Annotated in this window: 13 protein-coding genes; 6 read left to right on the top strand and 7 right to left on the bottom strand. The window is 45.4% G+C overall.

What is annotated here, in order from left to right:
- Positions 1-24 precede the first annotated feature (24 nt).
- The 6 genes from QVO66_RS04225 to QVO66_RS04250 all read left to right on the top strand — a co-directional run bounded on the left by QVO66_RS04225 (position 25) and on the right by QVO66_RS04250 (position 7,301).
- Entirely contained in the window at positions 25-663 is a 639-nt protein-coding gene (locus tag QVO66_RS04225) for an HD domain-containing protein (protein ID WP_053398468.1), read from the top strand.
- 52 nt (positions 664-715) lie between these two features.
- Positions 716-1,402, top strand: coding sequence for a peptidylprolyl isomerase (locus QVO66_RS04230; RefSeq protein ID WP_288172587.1), 687 nt, complete (start codon positions 716-718; stop codon positions 1,400-1,402).
- Between the two features lie 782 nt (positions 1,403-2,184).
- Positions 2,185-3,927, top strand: coding sequence for a lysine--tRNA ligase (gene lysS / locus QVO66_RS04235; protein ID WP_021854169.1), 1,743 nt, complete (start codon positions 2,185-2,187; stop codon positions 3,925-3,927).
- Positions 3,928-4,036: 109 nt separating this feature from the next.
- Complete coding sequence (locus QVO66_RS04240; protein ID WP_021854170.1) at positions 4,037-5,065, top strand: NAD(P)H-dependent glycerol-3-phosphate dehydrogenase; 1,029 nt, start codon at positions 4,037-4,039, stop codon at positions 5,063-5,065.
- Between the two features lie 22 nt (positions 5,066-5,087).
- Positions 5,088-6,446, top strand: coding sequence for a glucose-6-phosphate isomerase (locus tag QVO66_RS04245; protein ID WP_021854171.1), 1,359 nt, complete (start codon positions 5,088-5,090; stop codon positions 6,444-6,446).
- A 120-nt stretch (positions 6,447-6,566) separates the two neighbouring features.
- Positions 6,567-7,301 carry an HAD family hydrolase gene (locus QVO66_RS04250; RefSeq protein WP_021854172.1) on the top strand — a complete coding sequence of 245 codons (735 nt, stop codon included), beginning with the start codon at positions 6,567-6,569 and terminating at the stop codon, positions 7,299-7,301.
- 134 nt (positions 7,302-7,435) lie between these two features.
- Here the strand turns inward: QVO66_RS04250 and QVO66_RS04255 are convergent, their stop codons facing one another.
- The 7 genes from QVO66_RS04255 to nuoK all read right to left on the bottom strand — a co-directional run bounded on the left by QVO66_RS04255 (position 7,436) and on the right by nuoK (position 15,935).
- Positions 7,436-8,293 (bottom strand): enoyl-ACP reductase FabI, encoded by an 858-nt coding sequence (locus QVO66_RS04255; RefSeq protein ID WP_021854173.1) that lies wholly within the window; start codon positions 8,291-8,293, stop codon positions 7,436-7,438.
- Positions 8,294-8,479: 186 nt separating this feature from the next.
- Positions 8,480-8,797 carry a heavy metal-binding domain-containing protein gene (locus tag QVO66_RS04260; RefSeq protein WP_021854174.1) on the bottom strand — a complete coding sequence of 106 codons (318 nt, stop codon included), beginning with the start codon at positions 8,795-8,797 and terminating at the stop codon, positions 8,480-8,482.
- Between the two features lie 77 nt (positions 8,798-8,874).
- Positions 8,875-9,963 carry a tRNA 2-thiouridine(34) synthase MnmA gene (mnmA, locus tag QVO66_RS04265; RefSeq protein WP_021854175.1) on the bottom strand — a complete coding sequence of 363 codons (1,089 nt, stop codon included), beginning with the start codon at positions 9,961-9,963 and terminating at the stop codon, positions 8,875-8,877.
- Positions 9,964-10,667: 704 nt separating this feature from the next.
- Entirely contained in the window at positions 10,668-12,104 is a 1,437-nt protein-coding gene (locus QVO66_RS04270) for an NADH-quinone oxidoreductase subunit N (protein WP_021854177.1), read from the bottom strand.
- A gap of 15 nt (positions 12,105-12,119) precedes the next feature.
- Complete coding sequence (locus QVO66_RS04275; RefSeq protein WP_021854178.1) at positions 12,120-13,625, bottom strand: complex I subunit 4 family protein; 1,506 nt, start codon at positions 13,623-13,625, stop codon at positions 12,120-12,122.
- Between the two features lie 15 nt (positions 13,626-13,640).
- Positions 13,641-15,620, bottom strand: a complete 1,980-nt coding sequence (locus tag QVO66_RS04280; protein WP_021854179.1) for an NADH-quinone oxidoreductase subunit 5 family protein — start codon at positions 15,618-15,620, stop codon at positions 13,641-13,643.
- Between the two features lie 6 nt (positions 15,621-15,626).
- The gene (gene nuoK / locus QVO66_RS04285; protein ID WP_021854180.1) at positions 15,627-15,935 is read right to left on the bottom strand and encodes an NADH-quinone oxidoreductase subunit NuoK; all 309 of its coding nucleotides are present in this window, start codon (positions 15,933-15,935) and stop codon (positions 15,627-15,629) included.
- Position 15,936: the final 1 nt, after the last annotated feature.

Raw genomic sequence — 15,936 nt, forward strand, 5'->3', positions numbered from 1 at the left:
AAGAAATTAATGATTCTTAAAGCTATGATTGACAAGAATGTAAGTCTGGACCTTATGGCTTTTATCGAAACAGATATACTGCCTCGCTATGCCGAATTTGACAAAGCTCACAATCTTACTCATGTTACACGCGTGATAAACCGCTCGATCAAGCTGGCGCAGAAGATTGGTGCCGACGTCAATATGGCTTATGCCACGGCAGCTTACCACGACCTTGGACTGGAAGGGCCGCGCGCCATACACCACGTAACGAGCGGAAAGATTCTGGCTGCCGACATGCGCCTGCGCAAATGGTTCTCGACAGAGCAGATAAAAATAATGAAAGAGGCCGTTGAAGACCACAGGGCATCAGCCTCGCACGCGCCACGAAGCATCTACGGAAAGATAGTGGCCGAGGCAGACCGCGACCTAGAGCCAGAGACAGTGTTCAGAAGGACAATAGAATATGGCATAGACCACTATCCTGAAAAGAACAAAGAGGAACAATGGAAACGCTTCTGCGAACATCTTGAAAACAAGTATTCAGCCCACGGATATATCAAGCTCTGGATACCCGGATCGGAGAACGAGAAAAGCCTGAAGCAGATAAGAGACCTGATAATACAGCCTGCGCGGCTGAAAGAAATATTCGACAGGATATATGCAGAGGAGACTGCAGAATGACTATGCCACGACAAACGACCATAAAAACAACGACATCAAACAAAGGATAAAGATGAAGACACTTATAACAACAGCCTTGGCCCTGCTGATGTCTGTTGCAGGACAGGCACAGAAGGCAGACACGCTTCGCCATGAGGTGATGCTTGAGACGACAAAAGGAAACATACGCATAGCACTATACAACGAGACACCGCGCCATCGCGACAACTTTATCAGGCTTGTGAAGGAAGGCTTCTATGACGGCTTGCTGTTTCATCGCGTGATAGACAGATTCATGATACAGACAGGCGACAGCGCGAGCCGACATGCCGCTCCGGGACAGCTACTTGGCGACTCGCCCGAAAGCTACAAGGTGAAGGCCGAAATAACGTATCCTGCCCTATTCCACAAGCGCGGAGCCGTGGCAGCAGCACGCGAAAGCGACAATGTAAACCCCGAAAGAGAGTCGTCGGCATCTCAGTTTTATATCGTCTACGGCCGCCGTTTCAACGACAGCATGCTCGACGACGTGCAGCTGAAACTGGACAAGAACACAGGCGGAACAGTGAAACTGACACCCGAAATAAGAGAAGCCTACAAGCGCTTAGGCGGTACCCCTCACCTCGACGGACAGTATACGGTATTCGGAGAAGTAATTGAAGGGCTTGAAACCGTTGACAGCATACAATGGGTTGAGACCGACAAGAACGACCGCCCCGTTGAAGACATAAAAATCATACGTGCAACAGTGATAAAATAACACGTCCAAACGACAGAAACTCATGTCTGATGCCAAGCTGGCAACATATGCGACGGGCCGTATACGGAGGCAACATAAGAATGCAGAATGTAAGAATACCGGCCGCATTCAGCACAAAACGTAAGTTGACTATATGCACTCTCAGGCAGGCAAAATAGCAAACGGAACGGCAGCACACGTGCCATTTGAGCGCAGGAGACGACCATTTTCAGCCTAAAATCAGGCATCAGCCATGCTAAAACATAGCTTTTTGGGGGATAAAACAATATAAATCGTCATATAAAATACTACATATTAAGGCGTAAAAGGCTACCTTTTAGAGTGCAAAAGGTGGCCTTTTGCATTATATAAGACATCGTCCAGCTGCACACTTTGCATAACATTGGCAGTATACCGTTGGCATACTGCACTTTACGCATGCACACTCCAAACTGCGATATTTACGCAAAAAAGATTTAGAATACAGAATTATGCAGTATGAGAGCGTCATGAAAAATCAAAAAGAAAGCAAAAAGCGGAAAATGCGAACCACACGCAACACTACGCCGAAGGACAACATCACCTATTTAAGATATTTTTGAGATATTCTTCAAAATAACGTCCCTATATTCCAAAATTCTTTGTATTTTTGCACAAGCCAAACAACATCTTTTCAGACAAAAGTCTTTTGTCTGCATTAGGTCCAGGTTGTTTACCGTATGAAAAGTCTGCTCCGCTGACAGACCTATCAGTCACCGTAAGCGAGAAGACTTTGCATTCATCAAAAAAGAACAATTCTAAGTATGAACGTTTTAGAACTAAGTGAACAGGAAATTGGCAGACGCCAAAGTCTTCAGGAGCTGCGCGATATGGGAATCGACCCATATCCTGCCGCCGAGTATCCAACAAATGCTTTCTCAACAGACATTAAAGCGGAATTCAAAGACGAAGAGCCGCAGAGAGAGGTGTGCATAGCAGGCCGCATGATGAGCCGCCGCGTAATGGGTAAAGCATCTTTCGCCGAGATTCAAGACTCAAAGGGAAGAATACAGGTTTATATCACACGCGACGACATCTGCCCCGGCGAAGACAAGGACATGTATAATAAGGTCTTCAAAAGACTGCTCGACATCGGCGACTTCATCGGCGTTAAAGGCTTCGTATTCAGAACACAGACAGGCGAAATCAGCGTACACGCACAGAGCCTGACACTGCTGTCGAAAAGCTTAAAGCCGCTGCCTATCGTTAAATATAAAGACGGTGTGGCATACGATAAGTTTGAAGACCCGGAGCTGCGCTACCGCCAGCGCTATGTAGACCTCGTTGTCAACGATGGCGTGAAGGAGACATTCCTGAAACGTGCCACCGTGTTGAGAACTCTGAGAAACTCTCTCGACGAGGCAGGATACACTGAAGTTGAAACCCCAATACTGCAGTCTATCCCAGGCGGAGCATCTGCACGCCCGTTCATAACCCACTTCAACGCGCTGAACGTTGAGATGTATATGCGTATCGCAACAGAGTTGTATCTGAAACGACTCATTGTAGGAGGATTCGAAGGTGTTTACGAAATAGGCAAAAACTTCCGCAACGAAGGTATGGACCGCACTCACAACCCCGAGTTCACCTGCATGGAGCTGTACGTACAGTATAAGGACTACAACTGGATGATGTCATTCACAGAGCAGCTGCTTGAGAAAATATGTATCGCCGTAAACGGAAAGCCCGAAAGCGTAGTCAACGGCAACGTGATAAGCTTTAAGGCTCCATACCGCCGTCTGCCTATACTTGACGCCATCAAAGAGAAGACAGGATACGACCTCAACGGAATGGACGAGGACCAGATACGCGAAGTATGCAAGAAGCTCAACATGGAAATAGACGACACCATGGGCAAAGGCAAGCTGATAGACGAGATATTCGGCGAATTCTGTGAGGGTACATTCATACAGCCAACATTCATCATCGACTACCCTGTAGAGATGTCTCCTCTGACAAAGATGCACCGCAGCAAGCCCGGACTGACAGAGCGCTTTGAGCTTATGGTAAACGGCAAGGAGCTTGCCAACGCATATTCTGAGCTTAACGACCCGATTGACCAGGAGGAAAGATTCATCGAACAGATGAAACTAGCCGACAAGGGCGACGACGAAGCAATGATCATCGACCAGGACTTCCTGCGTGCGCTGCAGTACGGAATGCCGCCTACAAGCGGTATCGGCATCGGTATCGACCGTCTGGTTATGCTCATGACAGGCGAAATGTCTATTCAGGAAGTGCTGTTCTTCCCGCAGATGCGCCCGGAGAAAAAGGCTCCGAAGAGCACCGTTGCAGAATGGCAGGCTATTGGTGTGCCTGAAGAATGGGTGCCCGTATTCAACAAATGCGGCTATAATCTTACATCAGACATCAAGGATGTTAATCCGCAGAAACTGCAAATGGACGTATGCGGAATAAACAAGAAATACAAACTCGGCTACGAAAATCCCAAAGTAGACGATTTTGCGAAATGGATTGAGAACGTAAACAATTCTGATAACGAATAATTCTTATGCGGTGACACACCGGCAGGCCGTAAAGTCTGCCGGCTTGTCACCGCAATGCATAAATACATTTTATGCACGGATTATAAATAATAAATCATAAATCGAAAAGATGTACGATTGCGGAAGAATAGCAGTTATTGGCGGCGGGAGCTGGGGCACCGCCAATGCCAAGATTGTCGGAAGCTGGGCTACCGCCATTGCCAAGATTGTGGTGGGGCACACACATCATTTAGGATGGTATATGCGCCGTGACGACCGCATTGAAGACTTCAGGAGGCTCGGACACAATCCGGCATATCTTACAAGCGTTCGCTTCAACATTGACGAAATAGAATTCTCGAGCGACATCAACAAAATCGTTCAAGCATACGACACTCTTATATTCGTTACACCTTCACCTTACCTCAAGAATCATCTGAAAAAGCTGAAGACACGAATTAAAGACAAATTCGTAATTACCGCAATAAAAGGTATTGTGCCTGACGAGAACCTGGTGTGTTCAGAATATTTCCATCAGGTTTATGATGTTCCTTACGAAAACTTGGCATGTCTTGGAGGTCCGTCGCATGCCGAAGAAGTGGCTCTTGAGCGTCTTTCATACCTGACTGTAGGATGCAGCGACCGCGAAAAGGCGCTGGCGTTCTCTGAGATACTGGCCAGCGAATTCATCAAGACTAAAATCAGCAGCGATGTTATCGGCATTGAATACTCGTCTGTGCTGAAGAATGTCTATGCAATTGCAGCCGGAGTATGCAGCGGCCTTAAGTATGGAGACAACTTCCAGTCGGTACTTATGTCAAATGCTGTACAGGAGATGTCGCGCTTTCTCAAGACAATACATCCTATAGACCGTAACATAACCGACTCAGTTTATCTTGGCGACCTGCTTGTTACGGGATATTCCAACTTCTCGCGAAACCGCACATTCGGAACAATGATCGGCAAAGGATACAGCATAAAGAGCGCTCAGATTGAGATGGAAATGATTGCCGAAGGCTATTTTGGCACAAAATGCATGAAAGAGATTAACCGCCACTGCCATGTAAACATGCCTATCCTTGATGCCGTTTACAACATTTTGTACGAACGCATATCTCCACAAATTGAAATAAAGCTATTAACCGATTCTTTCAGATAAGAATCACAAAAATCAATAAGCAATGAAAAATATCACATTAGATGTATCTAAAGCCGTTCAGTTTCTTAAAGAAGGAACAGTAAAAAATTATGAAGCTAAAGTAAAAGAGGCACAAGAGGCTCTTGAAAACGGCACTTGCCCTGGCAATGATTTCTTAGGCTGGCTACATTTGCCATCATCTATAACACCTGAATTTCTGAAAGAAATACAAGACTGCGCAAACACTTTACGCGAAAACTGCGAGGCTATTGTCGTTGCAGGTATCGGCGGAAGCTACCTTGGAGCACGTGCAGTGATTGAAGCCTTGAGCAACTCTTTCTCATGGTTAATCGGCGACAAGAGCAACCCAACAATTCTTTTCGCAGGAAACAACATCGGCGAAGACTATCTGTATGAGCTGACTGAATATCTTAAAGACAAGAAATTTGGCGTAATCAACATATCTAAATCAGGAACAACAACAGAGACGGCCCTCACATTCAGACTGCTGAAGAAACAATGCGAGGAGCAAAGAGGCAAAGAAGAGGCAAAGAAAGTCATAGTTGCCGTTACTGATGCAACGAAAGGTGCTGCAAGAGCAGCTGCCGACAAGGAAGGCTACAAGACATTTGTTATTCCAGACAACGTAGGCGGACGCTTCTCTGTGCTCACTCCGGTAGGTCTTCTGCCAATAGCATGTGCTGGATTCAACATAACAAAACTTGTTGAAGGTGCTGCTGATATGGAAAAAGCATGCGGAAAGGATGTTGCCTATGAAGAGAACCCGGCTGCCGTTTATGCTGCTGTACGCAACGGACTTTATGATCAGGCAGGCAAGAAAATCGAAATAATGGTTAACTACCAGCCCAAACTGCACTTCATCAGCGAATGGTGGAAGCAGCTGTTCGGCGAAAGTGAAGGTAAAGACAACAAGGGTATATTCCCTGCTTCATGCGACTTCACGACAGACCTTCACTCTATGGGACAGTGGATTCAGCAGGGCGAACGCTCAATATATGAAACTGTTATCAGCGTTGAAGAGCCTGCAAAGAAACTCCTCTTCCCTAACGACGAGGAAAATCTTGACGGTCTGAACTTCCTTGCCGGCAAACGTGTTGACGAAGTGAACAAGATGGCAGAGCTCGGAACACGCCTCGCACATGTTGACGGAGGTGTGCCAAACATCAGAATTTCAGTTCCTGTGCTGAATGAATACTACATCGGACAGCTTATCTACTTCTTTGAAAAAGCCTGCGGTATAAGCGGCAATATATTAGGAGTTAATCCGTTTAACCAGCCCGGTGTTGAGGCTTACAAGAAGAATATGTTTGCCCTTCTTGACAAACCCGGATACGAGGAAGACAGCAAGGCAATAAAAGAACGCCTCGCAAAAGAGAAATAATTATATCCGGAAAAAGCCATGAGCGATTCATGGATAAAGGACTAAGAAGGTACGCTAAAAGCGCAAAATAAGCGCAAGTAAATCTGCGTATGTGCGTATAATCAAACTATATGACATATTATGTTTGAAAAAGAAATTAAACAATATCTAGAAAGACACGGCTTTGAGGCTTTTAAGCCCAAAGCCGTTCTTTTTGACATGGACGGAGTTCTATATAACAGCATGCCCTATCACGCAGTCAGCTGGCATAAGTCGATGGAGAGGTTCGGACTGAATATCTCACCGGAAGAAGCCTACCAATATGAAGGGATGAGGGGTGTTGAAACGATAAAGCTATTGGCCAAGCGCCAATGGAACAAAGAACTGACAGACGAAGAAGCCGCCAACATGTATGAAGAGAAATCAAACGAGTTCAGAAAATGCCCCAAAGCAGAGAAGATGGACGGCGTTGAAGAACTTATGAGAAAAATAAAAGCTGACGGTCTGAAAATTGTTGTTGTAACAGGAAGCGGGCAAAGAAGTTTGCTGGAAAAATTAGAAAGCGAGTTCAACGGACTTATACACCATGAACTGATAATCAGCAGCTTTGACGTGAAACACGGAAAACCCAACCCGGAGCCCTACCTATGCGGACTGAAGAAGGCGGGCGTCATGCCGTGGGAAGCCATTGTTGTTGAAAATGCTCCCCTAGGAGTAAGAGCCGGCGTTGCTGCCAACGTATTCACCGTTGCAGTAAACACAGGTCCGCTGCCACAAAAGATGCTTGCAGACGAAGGAGCCAACTTGATATTTGAAAGCATGCCGTCATTCAGGGATTCGTGGAATTTACTAAGCGAAAACTGGAAAAACCGATAACGAAAAAACAAAATACCGCAGGACCAGAATAACTGTAAAGAACAAAAAATCTTTAGTTGGCAAACATAAATAAAAGGACAATACCCACATGGGCATTGTCCTTTCGCATATAATAGTACTGTTGAAAAAACGTATTATCCGTAGATTATCTTTCCGTTTTCATCTTCATAAGGAGCAAGGTCCTTAGCATACTGGTTCATGGCACGAAGGCTCATACCCATTGAAGAGAATCCGCCGTCATGATAAAGATTCTGCATTGTCACCTTACGTGTGAAGTCAGAGAACATCATTACGCAATAGTTTGCACACTCTTCAGCATCAGCGTTGCCGAGCGGAGACATCTTGTTGGCAAAATCCATGAGGTTGTCCATGTCCTTAATTCCCTTACCTGCTGTAGTAGGTGTAGGTGACTGAGAGATTGTGTTGATGCGGACATTCTTCTCACGTCCATAAATATATCCGAAGCTGCGTGCTATACTCTCAAGCATGCTCTTGGCGTCTGCCATATCGTTGTAGCCGAAGAATGTACGCTGAGCTGCAACATAAGTGAGGGCAACCACTGAACCATACTCGGCAATGGCATCCTGCTTCTTGGCAACCTGCAACATCTTGTGGAAAGAGATGGCAGAAATGTCGAGAGTCTTCTGCAGATAATTGTAATCAAGATCGTCGTATGTACGGTGCTTACGCACGTTAGGACTCATTCCGATAGAATGGAGCACGAAGTCGATTTTTCCGCCAAGCAGCTGAACAGACTCGGCAAATACCTTCTCCAAATCCTCAACACTTGTAGCATCAGCTGCTATGACAGGAGCGTTGAGCTGCTTGCTCAGCTGATCAAGTGTACCCATGCGCAGCGCCATTGCTGTGTTGCTCAAGGTTATTGAGGCGCCTTCTTCTACAGCCTTCACGGCTACTTTCCATGCTATGGATTCTTCATTAAGCGCGCCGAAAATAATACCGCGCTTACCTTTCAACAAATTTTGAGTCATCTTTAATTTATTTCTTTGATTTAATTTTAGAGTGCAAAGTTACAACTTTTACACAAAATAGGCAAACATTTAAAGTTAAGAATTATTAGCACAAGCCACTTGACGGCTTACAAACTCATTACAGAATAAGCAGCCGTCATAAAAATCAATAAAGCAAAATTGGCTATAACGCCACTGACATACAGCCTAAAGAATCACTGCTGTTCCGCTGCACGACACCATAAGCATTGAGCCTGACTCGCCTACGGTTTCATAATCGAGATCAATACCGACAACGGCATTGGCTCCAAGAGCCTCGGCACGCTGCGTCATCTCTGCCAGCGCATTGTCTTTAGCCTTGCGCAACACTCCCTCGTAAGAGCTGCTACGGCCTCCGAAGAAATCTCTGACGCCTGCCAGAAAATCCTTAAACACATTGGCACCTACAATAACCTCGCCCGTCACTACGCCGAGATACTCCCTTACAGGTCTGCCTTCAATGGTCTGAGTTGTTGACAATAACATAATCGTATGATTTTTCTGTTACACATTTCTTTCCTTTACATCAAAATAATTGCTGACGGCAATATCTGTGGAGCGAGCTATTCGCTCCATGAAATCTCAGCACTGCCGAAACATTTGTGATGGTCTTCATCATAAACCACACAGAACTGGCCGGGAGCAACACCTTGTATAAGATGTTCTGAATGCACCACATATTCGCCATCTGCCTTACGTTCTAGCCTTGCCGGATGATATTCGGGCGTATGACGTATCTTGAACGTTACGCTTACCTCACCGGCATCGCCCCAAGGATTGCATGTAAGGAAATGGAAATCATGTATGCTGAAGTCTTTCTTATAAGCCGTAAGCGGCTCATATCCCTTACTTACATAAAGTATGTTCTGCTTCATGTCCTTCTTGACCGCATACCAGGGTCCGCCTCCGAAACCGAGTCCGTGGCGCTGACCTATAGTGTGAAACCACAAGCCTTTGTGCTTGCCAAGCTTCTTTCCTGTCTCCAGCTCGAGCACGTCGCCGGGATTTTCACCGAGATAGCGCCGTATATAATCATTATAATTTATCTTTCCAAGAAAACAGATGCCCTGACTGTCCTTACGCTTTGCATTAACAAGATGTTCGCGTTCGGCAATCTCGCGCACCTCTTCCTTCATGTAATGTCCTATTGGAAACAATGCCTTGCGCAACTGCCAGTCGTATATCTGTGCAAGAAAATCGGTCTGGTCTTTCACCGGATCGGGACTTGTAACGAGCCACTTCTGCCCGTCTATGATTTCGGTCTGTGCATAATGCCCTGTTGCTATCAAGTCATAATCGTGCCCGGCCTTCAGGTCGAAAGCTCCAAACTTTATCAGACGGTTGCACATCACGTCAGGATTGGGCGTAAGACCATTGCGCACCTTGTCCATAGTATATTTAGTAACCTGCTCCCAATACTCCTTATGACAGTCGATCACCTGCAGCCTGCAGCCATATCTGGCAGCAACGGCTGTGGCCATCTCGAGGTCTTCCTCGCTCGAACAGTCCCACTCCTCTTCTTCCTCGGGACCTATCTTTATATAAAAGCAATCGGGATGCAATCCCTGACGGGCCAACTCATAAACCACCACTGAGCTGTCTACTCCGCCGGAAAGCAGCACTGCAATCTTTTTATCTTTCAGATTCTCCATCGCAAATCATTTTTTCGTGATGCAAACATACATAAAAATAACGACATTCTACGATAATTTACCAACAAATATGAGCTTACATGCACGAATAATGAGCCGCAACTGCGGCTGAAACATTCTGAACAGAATGGGATATTCAGGAACAATCAGCTTATAGCCCCTTTCCGGTTAAGGGCTCCAGAAGTGGCATGGCGAGAAAATAACAGCCTAAAAGAATGATTTATCGTAAAATCGCGCTTCACGTTTAACGCGCTGTATATCAAGAGATTAGCCCAAACAAGAAAATATAGCGGGAAATCAGACAATGCAAAAGACCACGTTTTGCATCATAAAAGGGCACATTTTATAATGCAATAAGCCGTCTTTTGCAACGCAAAAGGCTGATTTTTGCAGCGCAAACCAATGTGTTTCAGGCAGAAAACAACAAAAATATGCATGAACAAGCAGGCTGAAGTGCATGAGAAACGGCAAGAAACAAGAATATTGTGGATTTGTTTTTCTAGAACGGAAAATAATTTTGACAATATTTTTTACCGGCAAATCTATCAGAAATGGACGATTTATAACCTAGAGGAAAAACATGGGATGCAAGGCAGACATAAATTTAGATGCAAGGCTCTGAAAAACAACATGGCCAAAGACCGGTGTAAAACCATGTCTTTGGTCACGCTTGTTATAATGTTTTTGTCAACTAAACTTCAACATTAAATTGATGCCCATATCCAGTCATAGAAGAAGCTGCATACACCGCAAAGAAGCACACCGGCTGTGCAGATGGCAAGAGCCAGTTTAGTGTTGCAGTCGCTCTTGAATGTAGGCAGAGGATTCTCGGCAGACTTGATGTACATTGCCTTAACAATGAGAAGATAGTAGTAAAGACTTATCACTGTATTGATCAAAGCAACGAACACTACTATGTGAGTAAGTACAGAACCTTCCTCCAATGCTGCCATGAAGACGAAGAACTTGCTGAACATACCTGCAAACGGAGGAATACCGCCGAGAGAGAACAGCGCAAACGTCATAAGCAATGACAGTTTGGGGTTAGTTGTATAGAAGCCGTTGTATGCATCCATCTTGGTAACACCATTGTTGTTTTCCTCAACAACGCTGATTACGGTGAATACTGCAAGGTTGGCCACTACATAAACCAGCACATAGTAAGACAGGGCAGCTACGCCAAGAGCATTGTCGCCAATAACTGCCAGCATGATGTAACCTGCCTGTGAGATAGAACTGAAGGCCATGAAGCGCTTGAGCTCTTTCTGGCGGATGGCAAACAGGTTGGCGATGGTGATACTGAGCACAACGAGCACATACATAACGTAAGTCCAATACGGAGTGAGCGGAGCAAACACCTTCATGAGGATAGCCATGAGTGTAAATGCGGCAGCACCCTTAGAGATTACGCTAAGATAACCTGTAACCGTTGTAGGAGCACCCTGATATGTGTCAGCAGTCCAGAAGTGGAAAGGAACAAGGCTGATCTTGAATCCTAATCCGCTCATGAAGAATACCATACCCATTACGTTCATTGTAAGGTTCTGCTTCTGAGCAAGAACTGTTGCAACGTCATCGAAGTAGAGAGTACCTACTCCACCATAGATGAACGAAATACCATAAAGCATTATTCCGCTTGAGAATGTAGCAGTAAGGATAAACTTGGCTGCTGCCTCAGCTGAATTATGACGGTATTTGTCGAGCGCAACAAGACATGCCATAGGCACAGATGCCATTTCGAGTCCGAGAAAGAACATCAGGAAGTGGCCGGCGCTCATCATCATGTTCATACCGAGCAGGGTTGAAACAGTTAGCATGTAGAACTCGCCTTCTTTGAAAGATGTATCCTGACGGCTCAGCCACTTACGGCTCTGAATGAGCACGATGAGTGTACCTGCAGCCAGAATAGTCTTCATAACGTTCACAGCCGATGTTGTAACATACATTCCGCCAAATGCCGAAACCGGCTCCTGAGGGAAGATGTTGATAATCACCTGAGCAAGCATCAGAATGCAAACCAGCGGATTGAACCACTTGCGCTCACTGTTGCGCGATGATGCAAAATCGGCAATAAAGACGATAATAAGGATAGCCATCAATGTGGCTTCCGGAATCATATTAAGAAATTGACTGTAATTCATTTTTCTGCTGATTTATTATATTGATGCAATAGCTGAAACATTGTTAATCTGGTCAAGGATTGGTATCATTGCATTGTCGATAACCTCACTGGCCCACAACGGAGCAAGACCAAGTCCTGCTACGCAGAATATAAGGCAGCATACAGCCACGCGCTCATCCCATGTTGCGTCGGTAAGTGTCAGATAATGCGGATCAGCAACCTTCTGATAAAGAATCTTGCCGACAACACGCAAGATGTAGACAGCCGTAACAACAATACTTGTACAAGCTACGATTGTACATGTACGGTGGAACACATCGTTATTAGCAAAAGAACCGACAAAGATTGTCATCTCAGCTACGAATCCTGAGAAGCCCGGCAAACCGAGGTTAGCCAAACCGGCGATAACATAACCCACGCTGAGGAAAGGCATAATCTTCATCAGACCGCCAAGCTTGCGTACGTCACGTGTGTGTGTACGGCCGTAGATCATACCGATGAGGGCGAAGAACAGGGCTGTCATCAATCCGTGAGAAAGCATCTGAAGAATAGCTCCTGTGCAAGCTGTCTTGGTCATCATAAGCAATGCGAACAATACAAGACCGCAGTGAGAAACAGAGGAATATGCATTGATATACTTCAGGTCGGTCTGAACACATGCAGACAGAGCACCATATACAACAGAGATTGTTGTCAGGATCAGGAATATCCATCCAAGCTCGTGAGCAGCATCAGGCAGAAGGAACATGGCAATGCGGAAGCAGCCATAACCTCCAAGCTTCATAAGCACGCCGGCGTGAAGCATTGACACAGCTGTAGGCGCTGATGCGTGACCGTCGGGGCTCCATGTGTGGAACGGGAACAGTGCTCCGAGAACGCCGAATCCGATAAACACGAACGGGAAGAATACCTTCTGAACTTCAACAGGAATATTATGCATTGCTGCAATCTCAAGGATGTTCATCGTGGTTGCACCGCTACCGAAATAGATTCCGATAATACCAAGAATCAACAATGCAGATCCGCCCATGAGCATAAGAGTAAGCTTCATTGCTGAATACTCCTTGTTACCACTACCCCATACACCGATAAGAAGATACATAGGGATGAGGGCAACCTCATAGAACATAAACATTGTGAACAGGTCGGTGCTGATGAAGAAGCCATACACACCGGTGCTCAGCAGAGTAAACCACAGGAAGTATTCCTTTGTCATGGGTTTCAGCTGCCAAGATGCAAAAGTACCAGTAAACACGATGATGCTTGAAAGCAGAAGCATAACCACAGATATACCGTCAACACCTACAGAGTAGGCAATGTTCAGCGGCGCAAACCAAGGAATGCTGTATGTGAACAACATCTCGTCTGTGTTGCCTCCAGCACGCATCTGTATGAATGTTACCGTAAGCCAGATTGACAAAATCAAAAGACATGATGATCCTGCAACCATTACGCCACGTACCTGATTAAGGTTGCGGGCCAGCCAAAGACCCAACAGCATCAGTACGGGAAAAACTACAAATAAACTTAATATACTCATTTTACCGGTTTTCTTTTATAGACAAATACATAACAACACTAATGCAATAGCACCTGTGAGGAACCATACTGCATACTGGCGCACGTCACCGCTCTGCCAGCCACGTATGCTTTCTCCGGCTTCATTCGTACCCCAAGCCATAAAGTTCATAGCTCCGTCAACAACATGGCGGTCGAACCATGCCAATGGAGTGCTCACACACTTGAAGATTATCTTATGTGTAACAAACATCCATACCTCATCCATGTAGAAACGCTTGTAAGCTGCACGATGAAGTTTCGGGAACTTACGGGCAAGCATGTCTGCAACAGGAGTCTCCTCACCTTTATACATATAAGTAGCAAGACCGATACCGCATATTGCAAGCACTGTGCTGACTCCAGCAACAAACCAGTTGGTATGTGTGCCGAATGCAACACCGTTGGCAGAAACAAACTCGCCAAACTCAAATACATGCAATGTACCGAAGATACCTACCAACATTGTTATGACAGAAAGAATGATAAGAGGTACTGTCATTGTCAGCGGAGCTTCGTGAGGCTGATGTGCGCCCTCCGCCTTGTGAGTTTCATAATAGCTCTTGCCCCAGAAGATTACATAATACAGACGGAACATATAGAATGCTGTCATAGCAGCAATGCCGCTCATTATCGCACCCATTACAGGTGAGAAGTTATAGCAAGCTACCAAGATTTCATCCTTAGAGCAGAATCCTGAGAAGAACGGTATACCTGCAATTGCAAGACATGAGATAAGGAATGTCCAATGTGTTACAGGCATATACTTACGCAGTCCGCCCATGTACATCTTCTCATTAGAATGAACGGCATGGATGATACAACCGGCACCCAAGAACAGACAAGCCTTAAACATGGCGTGTGTGAACAGATGATACATTCCGGCCATATAACCAAGTCCGTTTGCATCAGCATATTCTGCAGTCATGGCAACAGCTCCTGTTTCAGGATCTGGCATACATACGCCAAGAGCAACAAGCATGAAACCGATCTGAGAAATTGTTGAGAATGCAAGCACACGTTTGATATCGCTCTGACAGCATGCAACGGCTGCTGCATAGAAAGCTGTAAACGCTGCTATATAGGCAACCCAGTGCAAAGCCTCCGGCGCAAACTTGACAAATATCGGGAACAGACTTGCCACGAGATAAACTCCGGCAACAACCATGGTTGCAGCATGGATAAGAGCACTGACAGGTGTAGGACCTTCCATAGCATCGGGCAACCAGATATGCAACGGGAACATTGCACTCTTACCGGCACCACCGATAAACATAAGGAACAATGCTGTAGGCATAATCCAACCGGCCTGATTGAGCGCTGTCATCTGTGCAGGTGACATCTGAGACAGATCGTAATTAAACGTACCTACATAGAAGCTGTAGATAAGAATACCGATAAGGAAGAACAAGTCGGCAAAACGTGTTACGATAAATGCCTTCTTTGAAGCTGCCACTGCGGCATGCATAGGATAGTAGAAGCCGATAAGGAGATAAGAAGAAACTCCCACAAGCTCCCAGAACAGATACATCTGGAAGATGTTTGTAGCTACAACCAATCCGAGCATTGACATTGTGAACAGGCTCAAGAACGCATAGTAACGCTGAAAGCCCTTCTCTCCATGCATATAGCCGAATGAATAGATGTGGACCATCAGGCTGACTGTTGATATAACGATAAGCATCATCGCAGAAATCGGAGTGATGCGGAAACCGATATTAAATGTCAGCAGCTCAGAAAATCTAAGCCATGTAATATCAAATGCCGTTACCGTAGGATAAAGACCTGTGGCAGCGTCTCTTCCCTGAACCAGAAAATACTCAAACGCAGCGTAGTAGCAAAGCACTGTAACAACAGCGATAGAGCATGTTCCGATAAGACCGGCCACTTTATGCGACATCTTCATACCCGCCAATCCGAGTAAAATAAATGTCAGCGCCGGTAACAAGAGTATTAAAAATACAAAACCATAATCCATAACGCACTAATTTTTCATGTTTTCAATACAGTTCACCTGATCACTATTGAAGTTGCGGTAAACATTAATAATAATTGCCACTGCAACAGCTGTTTCCGCAGCACTTACGCCGATGCTGAACAAAGTGAAGAAGAAACCTTCCATCTGTCCGGGGAACAACAAGCGGTTGAATGCTGCAAAGTTGATATCAACAGAGTTGAGAATCAACTCAACAGAAATCAACATTGCAATCAGGTTGCGACGGGTTATAAATCCGAATACACCGATAAAAAACAACAGTGCTGAAAGCACAAAGAAATATTCTACTGGTATCATA

It is taken from the genome of Prevotella sp. CAG:255, from assembly GCF_000431195.1.
Taxonomy (GTDB): domain Bacteria; phylum Bacteroidota; class Bacteroidia; order Bacteroidales; family Bacteroidaceae; genus Prevotella; species Prevotella rara.